This is a genomic window from Embleya sp. NPDC005971 (genome assembly GCF_040629175.1).
Lineage (GTDB): Bacteria > Actinomycetota > Actinomycetes > Streptomycetales > Streptomycetaceae > Embleya.
This window is the reverse complement of the sequence record NZ_JBEXUX010000036.1, coordinates 1-15150: the sequence shown is the minus strand read 5'-3', so window position 1 is coordinate 15150 and position 15150 is coordinate 1. Positions and strand designations below refer to the sequence as shown.

Below are 15150 nucleotides of genomic sequence, written 5' to 3'. Positions count from 1 at the left end.
GCGGGCAGGGCCCACGGAAGCGAGGGACGAATTCGCAACCGTGGCGATCAAGTGGCGCCCGGACCATGCAGATCCAGGCGCCGGACCCTGTCGTGAGTCGAGGAGGCACCACTTCCCCGCGTTCCGACAGAGCCGCCCCGGGGGGGGAAGGCTCAACAACCCCCCGGGGAAGCGGGAACCGCCGACCGTGCCTCAGCGCAGCGGCCCCCGCCGATCATGAGAGCCTCACGGCCGACCGTGCAGGCCATAGGGACCCAGCACGAAGCGCACCCACACGGATTTCCCGTACTCGCGCCGCTCCCAGACAAGATCGTCCGCGACGCAGCCCACGGCCAGCAGTCCCCGATGACCACACGGCAGGTGCGTCAAGTTGGACGCGGACGGACGTAGGACATCCGACGCCGGCATGGTGGGGAGGCAGGGCGACCCGTCGATGACCTCGATGACCAGCGCCCGACGCGTCCAGAGCCACGCCCGCACCGTGATCCCCACACTGGGATCCACAGGGGGAGCGTGTTTGACTGCATTCGTCACCAGCTCCGAGACGCAGAACTCGCAGTCATCGCTCAGGACGCACAGATCCCACCGGGACAGCACATCACGCGTCCACGCCCGCGCTCCGGCCACCGAGGCAGGCACTGACGCCCACACCTCATCCCTGCCGAACGCGAAAGCCCCACCTGGCACACACCCGGAGCTGCACCCGCCCGATCCGAGCGCCCACGACCCATTCCCCAGGTCAAGGTAGGGCGACCCCACGATTGCTGTCCGCTCGGCCGGGTCCTGCGTGATCATTAAGCCCCGAAGACCCGCCTGCTCTTGGTTCGTTCCGGCCATGCGACAAGCGTCATTGACTCGGAATCCAATCGTCAGCCCATGATGGGTATATCCCTCAGGGGTAGACTCTGGGCGAGCAATGATCAACTACGTGTGATCGAAGAGGGTTCTGTGGCCGATTACCCCATCTCACCAGCAGCGTTACCCCCGCAGGTTCTCGATCGAGACGAGATGCGCGAAGCCCTACGCATCCGAGATTTCGGTGCGGTTTTCAAGATTGCTCGCCAGTGGGGAGGCGTGAGCTTCCAGAAAATCGCCGAGGCATGTGGCATCAAACCCAACCGCGTGGGACTGCTGGCACGCGGCGAAGGTGAGATCACCACGATCGAAAAAATCGAGACGATCGCCGATGCTCTGCGAATCCCTGGGGACATGCTGGGACTTGCACCACGCCCGTGGGAGCGGGGTAGTAGGGAACCCTCCAAAGACGTCGCTCTCACAAGTTCAGCACATGAACAGACAAAAGAGTCCGAGATCGGACTCACGTACACACGTTCCCTCACCGATACGCTGACCGTTGTATCGACTCTGGGGAGCAGCGACATGAACCGACGGTCATTCCTCACCAACGCGACATTTGCCGTAAGTGCTCTGGGTGTACCAAGCCGTGATTGGCTGGTGGCTAGCCTTGAAGACTTGGACGGAGCGAAGCCCCGTCGGGTAGGGGCCGACCAGATCGAGACCATCCGCCGCGCTTTCGCCGGCTTCCAGGAGATGGACGTCATCGGCGGTGGAGGCGATACAGCACGGCGACTGGTCGCGCAGTTCCTCACCGAGCATGTAATGCCGCTTGTTGGGCAACCCCACGCACCAGCGATACAACATGCCCTCTACGAGGTGGCCAGCGAACAAACCTATCTCGCCGGGTGGATGGCATTCGATGCCGGGCGCCAGGGACTAGCCGAGCGCTACCTGATTCAGTCACTCCGGCTAGCTCAGGCATCCGGCAACAGAATGCTTGGGGCACACGTACTTGCAGGTCTCAGCGATCAGGCCACCCAACTCGGACATCCAGAAGAGGGGCTGTCTCTCGCCCGTGCCGGGCGCCAAGGACTACGTGGGATCACCGCGCCAGCAGCGACCACCGATCTGCTTGTCCTTGAAGCACGCGCCCATGCCAGTCTCGGCGACGTCATGTCAGCCGTACGTGCCATCGACAAGGCCGAACGCACCTACGACACCGTCAACCACCAGAACGAACCTGAGTGGGCCCGCTTCATTGACAGCGCATACGTCACCGGCGAGATTGCCGGGAGCTTGCGTGACATGGGCGACTCCGTCAACGCAGAAGCGTTCGCGCGCGAGTCGATCGCCGCCGCCCAAGCCCAGAAGCGCCCCCGGCGAGCATCCCTCAGCCAAGCAGTCCTAGCCGCAAGTCACATCCAGCGCAACGAATTGGATGCTGCCGCCACGGCCGCCCATCGTGCGCTTGACCTCTCGGCGGGCATTCCGTCCGTCCGGGTCAGTGCCGCCATGGACGGGCTTCAGATGCGGATGAAGGGCCATGCAAGTCAACCCGAAGTCGCAGCCCTCATGTCACGGTTTCAGTCCATGTGACTTCCGCCGAATGCCCCAGGCGCCGCCATCAGTTGGGCCCGGTCGGAGCACCCCGCCAAGTCCCCACAAGCGATGGGCCGCCCCATGCCAAGGAGCGGCCCAATGTGCCTTGCTTGGCTACTCGCCCACGTTCACGATCGGTGCATCAGGTGCGTTCTTCTTGATCGACGCGATTCCGTTGCGGCATCCCGCTTCACTTTCGTATGCCTCACCTACTGCGATGATCTCACCGTTCCCCGCCTTGAGTCGGAACCGATGCTTCCCCGCCTTGTCGGTGTAGATCTCAAACTTGCCAGCCATGTTCAGCCCCTCTTTCAGACAGCCCCCGCCACGGGCAGAGGATCATGAACCAGCGTCGCCGCCGGAACCGGTCGAACCGAGTCATTGCGCCGATCGATGGCAAGTCGCCGAGGACGCATCAGGCAGCCAATGCCCAACTGTTCATGCTGGTAGGCACGTTCCAGCAGGTCAGCGCCCAAGGGGGGGAAGTGACAACAGCTAAGAAGATTCCGACCCCCTTGGACCGGATCAACCGCACCGTCTGGGTGATCGCGGTCAAAAACGCCTTGGAGGCACCGGTGAACAGCAGGTGCGCCTCGTCGAAGAAGAACACCAGACGCGGCCGATCCGGATCGCCCACCTCCGGCAGGTCGTGGAAGAGATCGGCGAGCAGCCACATCAGGAAGGTGGAGAACAACTGCGGCTTGTCCTGCACCGCGGCGAGTTCGAGCACCGAGACCACACCGCGCCCGTCGGAGGTGGTGCGCAGCAGATCGGCGGTGTCGAAGTCCGGTTCGCCGAAGAAGGCCCCGCCGCCGTTGTTCTCCAGCGTGATCAGCGCGCGCAGGATCACCCCGACGGTGGCCGTGGACAGGCCGCCGATGCGCTTGAGTTCGGCCTTGCCCTGATCGTCGGTCAGGAACTGGATCACCGCGCGCAGGTCCTTGAGGTCGACCAGTTCCAGCCCGCGCTCGTCGGCGAAGTGGAAGATCAGGCCGAGCGAGGACTCCTGCGTCTCGTTCAGATCCAGCACCTTGGCCAGCAGGGTCGGCCCGAAGTCGGTGATCGTGGCCCGGATCGGCACGCCCGGGCCGATCCCGCCGAGCGCGTGGAACTCGACCGGGCAGCCGACCGGTTGCCAGTCCTGGCCGACCTCGGCCGCCCGCCCGGTCACCCGGTCGCCGGGCGTCCCCGGGGCAAAGATGCCGGACAGGTCGCCCTTGACGTCGGCGAGGAAGACCGGCACACCCTGCGCGGACAACTGCTCCGCGATCAGTTGCAGCGTCTTGGTCTTGCCGGTGCCGGTCGCGCCCGCGACCAGGCCGTGCCGATTGAGTACCGCGAGCGGGACACGCACCCGCGCCTGGGGATGCGCGGTGCCCTCGACCACGGCCGCGCCCAGTTCCAGCGCGGGTCCGGTGAAGGCGTATCCGGCCGTGATGGCCGCGATCGTGTCGTCCTGCTCGCTCATGCGCTCCTCCGCTCGCCGAGATGCGGAAGACGAATACACCGATAGGACGAGAAATATCCCGATTGCCCCGGCGGATCGGCCATCCGAGCCGGCCTGATCCGCACCCTCGCTCCCTCGCATCGGCGCCGGGTGGGGGTTAGGCGACCGTGATCCCGGTAGGCTGAGCCTGTGATCTTCAAGCGGATCGGTGACGGCAAACCGTACCCGGACCACGGGAGGTCGGGTGCCCGGCAATGGGCCGACATCGCCCCGCGGCCCGTGCGTCTGGACCAACTCATCACGACGAAGCGGCAACTCGACCTCGACACGCTGCTCGCCGAGGACTCGACCTTCTATGGCGACCTCTTCGCGCACGTCGTGAAATGGCAGGGTGACCTCTATTTGGAGGACGGCCTGCATCGCGCGGTCCGGGCCGCGCTGCAACAGCGCCAGGTGTTGCACGCGCGCGTGCTCGAACTCGGCTGAGCACGCAACCCCGGCGGCCCGATCAGGTGGTCGTCTCGCGTACGGCCGTGCCCGGATACGCAAGGTGCCACGTCGGCGCTAACCTCGACTTCATGGCGACCGGGATCACGGCCATGCCGTGCAGGAGGAGGACGGGGGCGCACCGATGAGCATGCTCACTCCCCGCGGCATGGGAGGCCAGTACAAGATCACTGGCAAGCTGTATCCGCGGATGACGCGGCGCAGGCGACGCATGCCCGTGGTCATCGCGATCGTGGTCGGCCTGGTGGTGCTGGCCACCGCCGGTTGGGGCGTGTACCACTTCACGTCCGACGACAGCGGCGACAAGGCCGCCGCGTGCGCCTCGCCGACGGCCTCGACCCCGCCGGCCGCCCCGCCCGCGGCGTTGCCCGAGCCCAAGACGATCACGGTGAACGTCTACAACGCGACCAAGCGCGCCGGCCTGGCCAAGACCGTCTCCGAGGCGCTCAAGGCGCGCGGCTTCGTGATCGGCAAGGTGACCAACGATCCGCTGAACCAGCCGGTCGCGGCCACCGCCGAGATCCGGCACGGCTTCCCCGGCACCACCCCGGCGAAGGTGGTCGCGGCCCAGGTGGCGGCGAGCACCGTCAAGGAGGACCAGCGCACGGACGGCTCGGTCGACCTGGTGATCGGCGACGGCTGGACCGACCTGGCCGCGCCGGAGCAGGTCGCCGCGATCCTGTCCCCGCCGCCTCCGCCGGCCCCGAGCCGCCCGCCGGGCTGCTGACCCGCCGAACGCGACCCATCCGCTGCCGCCTCCGCATCCCGCGCAGGCGGCAGCGGCACGTCGGGCGGGCCACACCCCGCCGCACCCCCGCCGGTCAGCCGTTGCCGGGTTTGCCGAACTCCTCGATCAGCACGGGGTACTGCTCCGCGCCGTGTCCGGCGGCGATCGAGCGGTCGGCCATCGCCTTGATCAACCTGGGCAGTTCGGCGTTGACCCCGAGCGCCTCGCTCTCCTCGATCAGGTGGGCCATCGCCCGCGCGTCGGTCTCCAGGGCCGACACCTCGGCCGGGAACGACCCGCGGTCGATCTGCTCGGCGTACCCGGGCAACCATTCGGCCACCCCGGCGGCGATCTGCCGGGCGAACGAGGCATAGGTCGCGGCGTCCACCCCGGCCGTGCGGACCATGGCCGTGCCCTGGAGCCAGGCGTTCAGCACACTCCACATCATGGCCAGGCCGGCCACGTCGTACAGGGCCGCCAGCCCGTGGTCCGCCCCGAGGTGGCTGACCGTGCCCAACACCTCCAGCGTCGAGCGATACGCCGCGAAGTCCGCCTCCGGCCCGCTGTGCAAAATCACCGCGTCGGCGGTCCCGATCCCCGACGGGATGGCCATGATCGCGCCGTCCAGGTAACGCGCGCCACGCTGCTCGGCCCATCGGGCGGCCTCCCGGGCCTGGGCCGAGTCGCCCGACGTGAGGTTGATCAACATCTTGCCGTCCAGCTCGGCGGCGCTCCCGTCGAGCAGCTCGTACACGGCCCGGTAGTCGGTGAGGCAGACGATCACCAGCGGCCCCGCCGCGAGTGCGGCGCCCACCGTCGGCGCCGACCGGGCGCCCTCGGCCACCAGGGTGTCGGCCTTGGCGGCCGTGCGATTCCACACGGTGGTGGGATGGCCGGCCCTCAGGAACGCCCCGGCCAGGGCCCGGCCCATCAGTCCGAGTCCGATGACGGTCACAGGGGTGCTGCTTTCGTTGTTCATGGCAGCATCGTCAACGTTGATACCGGTATGAAGGTCAAGTGAGGTTTCGATGCGGATCGGGGAACTGAGCCACCGAACGGGCGTCCACGCCCACCAGTTGCGCTACTACGAGGCCCAGGGCCTGCTGGAGGCGGACCGCCGCGCGAACGGCTACCGCGAGTACCACGAGACCGCGGTGCTGCGGGTGAAACAGATCCGCCACCTGCTCGGCGCCGGCCTGTCCTCCGAGGACATCGCGTACCTGCTGCCCTGCGCGGTCGGCGAGGCCCCCGAACTACCCGGGTGCCTCGAACTGCTGACCGCGATGCGCTCCCGGCTGCGGCGCCTGGACGACCAGATGCAGCGCCTCGCCCAATCCCGCGACGCCCTCACCGCCTACATCGCCGCCGCCGAACAATCCGGCGCCGACCACTACCCACCCTTCGACGAGGCCACCCCCCAGCCCATCCCCGCCTGACCCCGCACCCCACCCCGAAAACGACGAAGGACCCGACCACGTGCGGTCGGGTCCTTCGTATGTCCTGCTCAAGAGCGGTAGCGGTGGGATTTGAACCCACGGATAGCTTGCACCATCACACGCTTTCGAGGCGTGCTCCTTAGGCCACTCGGACACGCTACCGAGAGAGAGCTTACCGGATGCCGGGGTGTGCTTCGTAACCGGATTCCGGGGAGCGGGCGTGGGTGAAGAAGTCGTGCAGGACGGCGGTGCACTCCGTTGCCGCGACGCCGCCGACCACCTCGGGGCGGTGGTTGAGGCCGCGGTCGCGCAGGATGTCCCACAGCGAGCCGGCGGCGCCGGCCTTGGGGTCCCAGGCGCCGAAGACCACCCGGTCGACCCGGGCCAGCACGATGGCGCCCGCGCACATCGTGCAGGGCTCCAGGGTGACCACCAGGGTGCAGCCGGACAGGCGCCACTCCCCGACGGCCTTGGCGGCCTCGCGCAGGGCGAGGATCTCCGCGTGGGCCGTCGGGTCGCCGTGCGCCTCGCGTTCGTTGCGGCCGCGGCCGAGCACCGCGCCGTCCGGGCCGAGCACCACGCACCCCACCGGCACATCCCCGGTGTCGACCGCCAAGGCCGCCTCGGCCAAGGCCAGCCGCATGGCCGGCTCGTACCGGCGCAACGCCGGGTCGAACCGGGGCTCGGGCACCGGCGGGGGCATCGGGCTCAGCGGACCGTCTCCAACTCGTCCGCGCAGCCCAGGCGTTCGGCTATCACCGCGATGGCGTCCGCCGGCAGACCCGCCTCGCCCGCGAGGTCGGCGAGCAGTTGAGCCGACACCCCCAGGTCGACCAGCACCGTCTCGTCGCCGGCCGGGCCGGTCGGCAGCACGGCCTCGTCGTCCTCCTCCAGGCCGTCCAGCACGTCGGCCGTCAGCAACGCGTCCGCGTAGGCGCTGCGGGAGACCGCGGCCACGTCGGAGACGTAGATGCGCGGGTCCTCCTCACCGTCCACCCGGACGACCGCGAACCAGGTGTCCTCCTGTTCGACGAACAAGAGCACCGGCTCGTCGTCCACCGCCGCCGACCGTGCCAGCGCGGTCATCCCCGCCGAGTCCTCGACATCGTCGAGGTCGGCTTCACGGGCCTCCCACTGCTCGTCTGTACGTACGAGCACTGCGGCGAAGTACGCCACGGGACTCTCCAAGATCGTTCGCTTCGGCGTTGTCCCTCGCATCGTGGCAGATACCGGACCACGACGACGGGAATTGGCGCACGTTGACGAACAAGGTCACCGAGACGATCAAGGATCGGTCGAATTCAGTAACGGAACGTACGCATCCGCATCATCTGCCGTAGCCGCTCATTGCGTACGCGGCGGGGTTGGATGCGGGCCCGCAACTCGCGGGCCTCGGCCAGTTCGCGCAGGAAAAGGGTGCGCCGGCGTCGGCGCGCCGCCTCCTCCTCGCGGCGCTCGGCCGCCGTCGTCCGAGGTTCCCGACTCTCCATCACCATGCCCCTGGGCTCGAAAGGCCGCCGAAACCGACGTGGCAGTAGTTCCCGGGACACGCCGGCTCAGTCATCACACCGGTCGGATGACACCGGATGTGTGTTCGCAAATCGGTGTAACAATCTCAATTCGCCCGACATTCCCGCAAACGCGCGAGTCGCGCCGGTCGAACGACCGGCGAATGCCGCCGAACACGCCTCGAACCCGACAACCCGGCAGGGTCGCCGCCAGGTCAAACGGCTAATGTCGCAACATGCGGATTCATGTCGTCGACCATCCTCTGGTGGCCCACAAGCTCTCCACCCTGCGCGACCGGCGCACCGACTCGCCGACCTTCCGGAGGCTCGCCGACGAACTGGTCACGCTGCTCGCCTACGAGGCGACCCGAGGCGTACGCGTCGACCCGGTGGCGATCAGCACCCCGGTCAGCGAGACCACCGGCGTCAAGCTCTCCTACCCGCGTCCCCTCGTGGTGCCGATCCTGCGGGCCGGGCTGGGCATGCTCGACGGCATGGTGCGGCTGCTGCCCACGGCCGAAGTCGGCTTCCTGGGCATGATCCGCAACGAGGACACCCTGGAACCGTCGACCTACGCGACCCGGATGCCGGACGACCTCAGCGGCCGGCAGGCGTACGTCCTGGACCCGATGCTCGCCACCGGCGGCACCCTGATCGCGGCCACCAAGCTGCTGCTGGACCGCGGCGCGCACGACGTGACCGCGATCTGCCTGCTCGCCGCCCCCGAGGGGGTCAAGGTGATGCAGGAGGCGTTCCAGGACACCGAGGCCACCGTCACCGTGGTGACCGCCTCGATCGACGAGCGGCTCAACGAGCACGGCTACATCGTCCCGGGCCTGGGCGACGCCGGCGACCGGCTGTACGGCACCGCCGGCTAGGCGGCGCCCGGGCGGTCCACCCGACGCGGCGCCCACCTGCGGATACGCCGTCCGGGGGCGGATCGCGGCCGCGGGTCCCGGACGGGACCAAGGCCCTGCCACGTCAGGCCGAACGCCGGATGCGCGGCGACACACCTCGGCGCATGCTGGAAGTGTGCCGGGGGCTGGGCAGGAGCCCCGCAGGCACCCCGGGACTGTTTGCCGATGCTGCGAAGGTACGACCCACCTTTGCTCCGGCGGGGGTCCCACAGGGGAGAGTGAGTGGCCGGTCCCCCCGCGGCCGCTCCCTCTCCCCTATTGTTTCTCCCCGATACCTCATTCGGGGAGGCGGGGAGATGCAGGCGCAGACCAAAAGGATCCTGACGCTGCTCCTGATCGTTTTCGTCATCTACACGATCATCGCCACGCCGGAAAAGGCCTCCGACCTGGTCGCGCAGTGGTTCCAGGCGATGTCGTCCGCCGCCAAGTGGTGCGGCGATCAGATCAGCGGCTGGACGAGCTGAGGCGGGCACGTCGAGAGGTGGGGGCGGGACCGGTCACCGGCTCCACCGTCGACCCACACGCGATACGCAAGTACCTGCTGCCCACCGAGACCTGCGCGATAGCGGTGCGCCGGCACTGGGCCATCATCATGCGCCCGTTGGCCACCACCGCACTCGGACTGGCCTTCCTGCTCGTGCTGTTGTGGTACTTCCCGGCCGAGAACCTGGCGGTGCGCTACGGCGTGTGGCCGATCGGGGCGGGGCTCCTGCTGTGGTGCACGGGACACGTACTCACCTGGCGCAACGACTACTTCATCGTGACGGACAAGCGGATCATCCTGGCCACCGGGCTGATCGCCAAGCGGGTCAACATGATGCCGCTGACCCAGGTGACCGACATGAGCTATCGGCGCACCCCGGGCGGCCGAATACTCGGGCACGGGACGTTCGTGATGGAGTCCGCGGGGCAGGATCAACCGCTCAAGGAGGTCGGCTTCGTCCCCCGACCCGACGCCGTCTACCTCAAAGTGTGCGATCAACTGTTCGGTCCCGACGTCGACTAATCGGCACGACTGGCGAGTAACACGAAACGGATGGCAAAACCTCAAATTTTCTTTGCGGTGATTTACGGCTTTCGTACTGTCGACATGCCGCTAGATACACCCGCATCACCTGACAAATCGGGGATGTCGCAAGGGGTTTGGGGCGGTGACCCGCGCCGGTAAGGGGGTACCGAACGACGGCTGCCGTTCCACCATGGCCGGCAGCGGCCAGGTTCCGCTCCAGGACCGACGAGGAGGTGGGCTCTCCAGTGCTGCTGCGAGATGCTTCCCACGAGGGCACGGCCGGCTCGATCGCCGACCGGGCCGCGCCCGCGCGCCTTCCCCGTACCGGCATCCCCCGCGTCCGCGCGGTCAGGGGTTCCGGCACCGACACCCCCCAGGACACGCGCACGCTGTCCCGAACCCTCCTGCTCCGCCTCACCGATGTCGTCGAGGGATCGCCCGAGCACGCCTACGTGCGCAGCACCCTGGTCGAGCTGAACCTGCCCCTGGTGCGCTTCGCGGCCAACCGCTTCCGCAGTCGCACGGACCAGTACGAGGACGTGCTCCAGGTGGGCACGATCGGACTGATCAAGGCGATAGACCGCTTCGACCCGCATCGCGGCGTCGAGTTCCCCACCTACGCGGTGCCGACCATCATCGGCGAGATCAAGCGCTTCTTCCGGGACACCTCGTGGAGCGTGCGGGTGCCCCGCCGACTCCAGGAACTGCGCCTGGCGCTGGCCGAGGCCACCGAGCAGTTCAACCACAAGTACGACCGCGCCCCGACGGTGGTCGAACTCGCCAAGCACCTGAACCTCACGGTCGAGGAGATCCTCGAGGGTATGGAGGCGGCCAACGCCTACTCGCCCGCGTCGCTGGACGCACACGACCTCGACGACGATCGCGACAACGCGCTGATCGCCCGGCTGGGACAGGAGGACGAGGCACTCGACGGCGTCGAATACCGCGAGGCGCTGCGTCCGTTGCTGGCCCGGATGAGTCCGCGCGACCGGCAGATCATCATGCTGCGCTTCTTCGGCAACATGACGCAGTCGCAGATCGGCGAGCGGCTGGGGATCTCGCAGATGCACGTGTCCCGCCTGCTCGCCCGCGCGCTGGCACGCCTGCGCGCCGATCTGTCCGCCTGAGCGGCCGGACCTCGACCGCGGCCCGGCAAGGCCCCTGACTGATCGTCAGAGCCCTTGCCGGGGCGGCCGGTCGAACCCGTCCCGGCGGACGACCACCGGCGACTGCCGGCTCAGAAGGTGAGTAGCTGTGCCCGGAGCTTGAGTTCGGTGATCGGGTCGATGTTCAAACCCGTACGCAGGTACGCGTCGAACGAGCCGTACTTCTTCTGCACCTGCGCGAACGCCGTGTCCAGGTACGACTTCTGCACGTACAGGAGTGGGTCCATCAGGGTCGGGTCCTGCATCAACCCGGCGGCCTTGAGGCCGGCCTTCGTACCCTCGTTGCGGGCCCGGAGGTTGTCGTTGCTGGCGAGGAAGTCGCCGTAGACGGTGGCGTCGTCCACGCCGAGCGCCTTGAGGATGATCGCGGTCATCCACCCGGTACGGTCCTTGCCCGCCGTGCAGTTGTAGATCACCGACTTGCCGTCCGCGATGTCCCGCAGCACGGTGGCGAACTGCGCGCGCTGGGCCGGGTCGTCGACGAAGCCCCGGTAGACGTTCTCCAGCGCCGCCGCGGCCTTGCCGTCGCCCAGCAGTTCCTGCTGCTTGATCGGATCCCGGCTGCCCACCGCCGCGTTGGTGATGTTGGTCAGGTTGCCGTCGGCGATCGGCAGGTGCTCGACCGCGGTGCCGGCGGGCAGCTTGTTCGCGCCGTTGCCGGCGATCTCGGTGTCCGTGCGGAAGTCCGCCGACACGTCCAGGCCCAGGCTCGCGAGCCGGGCCACGTCCGCGTCGGTCGCCTTGCCGAGCGCGTCGGTGCGGAAGACCTGGCCGTACTTGACGCTCAGACCCCAGTCGGCGCGGTAGCCGCCGATGTCACGCGCGTTGGGCGCGCTCTGCAGGCCGAGCGAGCGCGGCGCGGTGACCACGCCGACGACCGGGCCGGCCGGGGTGACGTTGAAGTACCAGCGCTGCGCCGGGTCCAGGCCGGACACGGTCAGCGAGTTGCCGGTGACGGTGCCGACGATCCGGGTGAACCGGTCCACGTCGGTGGACGCGTACACGCGCATCGGGCCGGGCCAACGGTCCGTCCAGGTGATCGTGTGGGTACCGTCCGCGTTGGCCACGGCCGACGCGCCGGTGACGATGCCCAGACCGCCTCGGGCCGAGACGTTGGCGTCGCTGTTGCCCGCGTCGGCCGAGGCCGGGGACGAGGTCACCGCGACGGAGCCGCCGAGCGTGAGCGCCGCCGTGACGGCGATGGTCGCGAGGCGGGTGGTGCGTATGCGCATGCGGTTGTGCTCCCGAAGAGGAAGTGTTCGTGAGCGCGCGGGAACCACCTGGAAAACAACCGGTCGTTGCTACCGCGCGACGGGCACCACTGTAGTGATGAGCAGGTCGGGTACTCCAGACGGTGCCGTATGGAGAGACGAACGCATCACCGAGAAACCACACGCACCGCCGCCGCCGCGACACTCGCGCCCGCCGCCGGTCGACCCGACGGACCCCAACCATCGGTATCTTTGCGCCACTTCGTCGAGCGGGCGTTCGCCTCGCCCGATCCGGGACATCCGCGGCCGTCACGGGGAACGCCGGCACGGTGTCCGGGAGTTTCCCTGATACGCCGTCAAATAGGTACCGCGCGCCGGGATTCCGGGTAGGAGCCCGCCATCCGCACGGTGGTACGGGCGGCCCTGGGGCAAAGTGGGGACCAATGCGCGCGCGTGCGCACACGGGCACGGGCCGTGCACGCTATACCTGTTGATACCTGTCGCACGGGTGGGGGACGGTACGCCCACCGGCGACACGACGGGACCGGCTCGCCGGCCGGCCCGAGGCGAAGGAGGAAGCCGTGCCGGACGGTACCAGCAAGCGCCACACCCCCGGCGATGGTTCGCCGGCCGAGCCCATCCCGCGAGCACAGGGTCCACGACGTCCCGGCCCGACCGGTCGCGAACGTCCCGATCCCGACTACGATCGACGGCCGGATCCCGACTACGACCGTCGCCCCGACCCGGAGTTCGACCGCGACGGGATCGCGCCGGACGGATCGACGGGCTACCCGGAGAACGCCCCGGATCAGGCCGGCCGCCGCTCCGGGCGGGCGCGTCGGGTCGCGAACTGGTTCGGCTTCGGCGCACCCGCCGAGGAGGACGAGCCGGATCCCTACGACCGCCGACCCGGCTTCGGGCGACGTGATCCGTACGAAGCCGACGCCGGGGCCTACGACTACGGTCGCGACCAGGGCCCGGAGTACGACGACTACGACTCGGCCCCGGCGCCGACGTCGGGACGCACTCGGCGGCGGACCGGCTCCTCGCACTGGGAAGACGTCATGCTCGGCTCGTCGCCGTCCCCGGGCACGCCGATGTCGGACACCATTCCCGGCGACACGATGCCGCCCGACCGTCTGCACCGCGAGCCGCAGGGTGTGCTGCCGCCGTCACGTGGCACCGCGCGTCCGGCCCGCCGCGAGGATCCGACGCCGAAGTGGCAACCGGAGCCCGACGACGAGATCGAACCCGCGGATCCGATGGATCCGGTCGACCCGCTCGACCCGGGACCGCGCCCGTCCGCCGAACGCCGCCCGGCCTACCCTCCGATCCCCAAGCGCAGGCCCGCGCCGGCGGCCGAATCCGAGCGGGCCGGCACGGTCGACACGATGCCCGCCCTCGACGACGAGCCCGACGATCGACGCCGGCGCGACGACGCACCGGATCAGGACGACGACGGCGATCCCGGCACCTCGTTCGTACCGGCGCCCGCCGCCCCCCGAGTGCCCTACCGCCCCGGACCGGCCGCGGAGGGCGCGGTCGACGAGGTACCCCGAAGGATGTTGCGCATGTTGCCCCCACCCGCGCTCGCCGACGGCGGCGGCATGGTCGTCGACGGCGGCCGACTGGGCCGGTTGAACGTCCGTGCCGCCGGCGTCCGCGGCGAACTGCACCAGCAGCAGGGCCTGCCGAGGCAGAACTGCTTTGCGGTCGGCCCGGATCCGAGCGCGCGATGGACCATCGCGATCGTCTGCGACGGCGTCGACAACGCGCACGCGTCCGAGCTCGCCGCACAGATCGCGGTCCGCAGCGCCTATCGCACGGTCGCCAGGATGGTCGCGCGCGAGCGGCACGAGAACTGGGACTGGGCCGGGGTACAGACCGAGATCGAGGACGACCTGCGGACCAGGCTCGCCGGCACCGCGGACCGAGCACACGAGTTGGGCCGTTCGGAACCCGCCACGCGCCTGGCCATATTGGTCACCGCCGCGGATCCGTTGGAGGACGACCGGGTCGACATGGCCGTGCTGGGCGACAGCACCGTGCTCCGCCTGGCCCAGGGTGGCTGGCGCGCGCCCTTGGGCATTCGGGACACGGCGGAGGAGGCCGCCCCGGCGGCGATTCCCGACCAGGCCGGCGACGACCAGCTCCGGATCTGCCGCACCACGTGGCGACCGACCGACGTACTGGTCATGATGACCGGCGGCTTCGCCGAGGCACTCGGTCAGCCGACGGCCGGTCTCGCGCCGCGTCTTGCCGAGGATTGGCGTACGCCGCCATCGCTCTTCGACTACCTGCGCGACGTGGACGAGGGCCTTCGTCTGCGCGAGGACGACGGCTGCGTGGTCGCCCTGTGGCCGTCGACCTGAGCACTTCGGCCGAAACGACCGGACCCGTCGTCTCGACCGCTTGACGCACGGATCCGAGCGGTGACGACCGCCGCGGTGAATACGAATCGACCGCATACCTCGGGCGGGACCCCGAACGATTGGGGCCCGCCCGTCGGTATGTCAGCCGACGGCAATGAGCACGGCCACCGCGACCACGATGATCGCGACCACGACTCCGGCAATCAACATCACCGGCGGAGTGCCACGGCGGGCCGGCTCGCCGGGGGGCGCAGGGCGGTCCTCATTCACGAAAGCCCGGAACATCTGAGTACTGGCGGCAGGATCCATCTCGTTGTCAGGCATGCGCACGACCATACCGCCGCACTCGAAAAACGCAAAAGGCCCATCCCTGTTCGGGATGGGCCTTTCACACGTAGATTCCGGCGGCGTCCTACTCTCCCACACCCCTTCGAGTGCAGTACCATCGGCGCT

General features: G+C 68.8%; 17 protein-coding genes, 1 tRNA gene and 1 pseudogene. 9 read left to right on the top strand and 10 right to left on the bottom strand.

The window, feature by feature from the left end:
- Nucleotides 1–225 precede the first annotated feature (225 nt).
- On the bottom strand, nucleotides 226–795 hold the full coding sequence (locus tag ABZ374_RS28160; RefSeq protein WP_360316060.1) for an ATP-binding protein: 570 nt from the start codon (nucleotides 793–795) through the stop codon (nucleotides 226–228).
- Between the two features lie 135 nt (nucleotides 796–930).
- Here ABZ374_RS28160 and ABZ374_RS28155 point away from each other — a divergent pair, with 135 nt between their 5' ends.
- The gene (locus ABZ374_RS28155; RefSeq protein ID WP_360315871.1) at nucleotides 931–2394 is read left to right on the top strand and encodes a helix-turn-helix domain-containing protein; all 1464 of its coding nucleotides are present in this window, start codon (nucleotides 931–933) and stop codon (nucleotides 2392–2394) included.
- Nucleotides 2395–2511: 117 nt separating this feature from the next.
- On the opposite strand, the gene ABZ374_RS28150 is transcribed toward ABZ374_RS28155, so the two are convergent.
- Nucleotides 2512–2694, bottom strand: coding sequence for a YegP family protein (locus ABZ374_RS28150; RefSeq protein WP_360315868.1), 183 nt, complete (start codon nucleotides 2692–2694; stop codon nucleotides 2512–2514).
- 202 nt (nucleotides 2695–2896) lie between these two features.
- A pseudogene (locus tag ABZ374_RS28145) lies at nucleotides 2897–3865 on the bottom strand (helicase HerA-like domain-containing protein); the annotation flags it as partial.
- 168 nt (nucleotides 3866–4033) lie between these two features.
- Here ABZ374_RS28145 and ABZ374_RS28140 point away from each other — a divergent pair.
- Together ABZ374_RS28140 and ABZ374_RS28135 are read left to right on the top strand one after the other, a co-directional pair.
- Complete coding sequence (locus tag ABZ374_RS28140; protein WP_020556786.1) at nucleotides 4034–4330, top strand: type II toxin-antitoxin system VapB family antitoxin; 297 nt, start codon at nucleotides 4034–4036, stop codon at nucleotides 4328–4330.
- A gap of 145 nt (nucleotides 4331–4475) precedes the next feature.
- On the top strand, nucleotides 4476–5078 hold the full coding sequence (locus ABZ374_RS28135) for a LytR C-terminal domain-containing protein (RefSeq protein ID WP_360315865.1): 603 nt from the start codon (nucleotides 4476–4478) through the stop codon (nucleotides 5076–5078).
- Nucleotides 5079–5172: 94 nt separating this feature from the next.
- Here ABZ374_RS28135 and ABZ374_RS28130 read toward each other — a convergent pair whose 3' ends face one another.
- Nucleotides 5173–6057: an NAD(P)-binding domain-containing protein gene (locus tag ABZ374_RS28130; protein ID WP_360315863.1), complete on the bottom strand. Its 885-nt coding sequence runs from the start codon at nucleotides 6055–6057 to the stop codon at nucleotides 5173–5175.
- 49 nt (nucleotides 6058–6106) lie between these two features.
- On the opposite strand from ABZ374_RS28130, the gene ABZ374_RS28125 reads away from it, so the two are divergent.
- Nucleotides 6107–6514 carry a MerR family transcriptional regulator gene (locus ABZ374_RS28125; RefSeq protein WP_360315860.1) on the top strand — a complete coding sequence of 136 codons (408 nt, stop codon included), beginning with the start codon at nucleotides 6107–6109 and terminating at the stop codon, nucleotides 6512–6514.
- A gap of 75 nt (nucleotides 6515–6589) precedes the next feature.
- Here the strand turns inward: ABZ374_RS28125 and ABZ374_RS28120 are convergent.
- From ABZ374_RS28120 to ABZ374_RS28105, 4 genes are all read right to left on the bottom strand, one after another.
- Nucleotides 6590–6676: transfer RNA gene (locus tag ABZ374_RS28120), tRNA-Ser, on the bottom strand.
- Between the two features lie 10 nt (nucleotides 6677–6686).
- Nucleotides 6687–7217, bottom strand: coding sequence for a tRNA adenosine(34) deaminase TadA (tadA, locus tag ABZ374_RS28115; RefSeq protein WP_360315858.1), 531 nt, complete (start codon nucleotides 7215–7217; stop codon nucleotides 6687–6689).
- A 5-nt stretch (nucleotides 7218–7222) separates the two neighbouring features.
- Nucleotides 7223–7690 (bottom strand): tRNA adenosine deaminase-associated protein, encoded by a 468-nt coding sequence (locus ABZ374_RS28110; protein WP_360315856.1) that lies wholly within the window; start codon nucleotides 7688–7690, stop codon nucleotides 7223–7225.
- 125 nt (nucleotides 7691–7815) lie between these two features.
- A complete protein-coding gene (locus tag ABZ374_RS28105) occupies nucleotides 7816–8010 on the bottom strand; it encodes a hypothetical protein (protein ID WP_020556779.1) in 195 nt (64 codons plus the stop codon).
- A gap of 248 nt (nucleotides 8011–8258) precedes the next feature.
- Here ABZ374_RS28105 and upp point away from each other — a divergent pair, with 248 nt between their 5' ends.
- The 4 genes from upp (at nucleotide 8259) to ABZ374_RS28085 (ending at nucleotide 11075) form a co-directional block, all read left to right on the top strand.
- The gene (gene upp / locus ABZ374_RS28100) at nucleotides 8259–8900 is read left to right on the top strand and encodes a uracil phosphoribosyltransferase (RefSeq protein ID WP_360315854.1); all 642 of its coding nucleotides are present in this window, start codon (nucleotides 8259–8261) and stop codon (nucleotides 8898–8900) included.
- A 335-nt stretch (nucleotides 8901–9235) separates the two neighbouring features.
- Complete coding sequence (locus ABZ374_RS28095) at nucleotides 9236–9403, top strand: hypothetical protein (RefSeq protein ID WP_020556777.1); 168 nt, start codon at nucleotides 9236–9238, stop codon at nucleotides 9401–9403.
- Nucleotides 9404–9420: 17 nt separating this feature from the next.
- The gene (locus tag ABZ374_RS28090; protein WP_360315851.1) at nucleotides 9421–9945 is read left to right on the top strand and encodes a PH domain-containing protein; all 525 of its coding nucleotides are present in this window, start codon (nucleotides 9421–9423) and stop codon (nucleotides 9943–9945) included.
- Between the two features lie 248 nt (nucleotides 9946–10193).
- Nucleotides 10194–11075 carry a SigB/SigF/SigG family RNA polymerase sigma factor gene (locus tag ABZ374_RS28085; protein WP_360315849.1) on the top strand — a complete coding sequence of 294 codons (882 nt, stop codon included), beginning with the start codon at nucleotides 10194–10196 and terminating at the stop codon, nucleotides 11073–11075.
- 110 nt (nucleotides 11076–11185) lie between these two features.
- Here the strand turns inward: ABZ374_RS28085 and ABZ374_RS28080 are convergent, their stop codons facing one another.
- A complete protein-coding gene (locus ABZ374_RS28080; RefSeq protein WP_360315846.1) occupies nucleotides 11186–12346 on the bottom strand; it encodes a tyrosine-protein phosphatase in 1161 nt (386 codons plus the stop codon).
- Nucleotides 12347–12906: 560 nt separating this feature from the next.
- Here ABZ374_RS28080 and ABZ374_RS28075 point away from each other — a divergent pair.
- Complete coding sequence (locus ABZ374_RS28075; RefSeq protein ID WP_360315843.1) at nucleotides 12907–14697, top strand: protein phosphatase 2C domain-containing protein; 1791 nt, start codon at nucleotides 12907–12909, stop codon at nucleotides 14695–14697.
- Between the two features lie 141 nt (nucleotides 14698–14838).
- Here ABZ374_RS28075 and ABZ374_RS28070 read toward each other — a convergent pair whose 3' ends face one another.
- Nucleotides 14839–15021 carry a hypothetical protein gene (locus ABZ374_RS28070; protein ID WP_360315841.1) on the bottom strand — a complete coding sequence of 61 codons (183 nt, stop codon included), beginning with the start codon at nucleotides 15019–15021 and terminating at the stop codon, nucleotides 14839–14841.
- Nucleotides 15022–15150 lie beyond the last annotated feature (129 nt).